Source organism: Streptomyces tricolor, from assembly GCF_002155905.1.
Taxonomy (GTDB): Bacteria; Actinomycetota; Actinomycetes; order Streptomycetales; family Streptomycetaceae; genus Streptomyces; species Streptomyces tricolor.
In genome coordinates, this window is sequence record NZ_MUMF01000543.1 from 1 (window position 1) to 411 (window position 411).

Sequence of the window (411 nt, forward strand, 5' to 3'; positions counted from 1 at the left end):
CCGGCGGAAGCCGCGGACCAGCGTCTCGCCGCGCGAGGCGGTGTTGACGAAGATCCACCAGGTGGCGCCGACGGCCCAGTACCACCGCTGTCCCGACACCAGCTGGCCCACGACGAGCGCGAAGCCGGCACCGGCGGTCGCCTGGACGGCCTGCCGGGTGGTCACGCGGGCCAGCCCGGTTCCGGCGGGCGGGGCGGGTACGGGGGCCGGGGGCAGCCGGCGCTCGTAGCACCACAGACCGAACCGTACGACGGCCGCGGTGAGCACGGAGAGCAGGACGGCGGTGTACAGCTCGGGCAGCTGCCCCGGGGTGGCGTGCAGGAACTGGGCCACGAAGAAGGTCATGAAGGCGAACACGCCGAGGCTGTGTCCGCGCGGGCCCCACCGGCGGGCGTAGACGCCGGCGCCGAC

The 411-nt window shown here is 75.2% G+C and carries 1 pseudogene; it reads right to left on the bottom strand.

Features of this window, described 5'->3' with window-relative positions:
- Positions 1-411 (bottom strand): annotated as a pseudogene (locus tag CCN44_RS33045) (FUSC family protein); the annotation flags it as partial.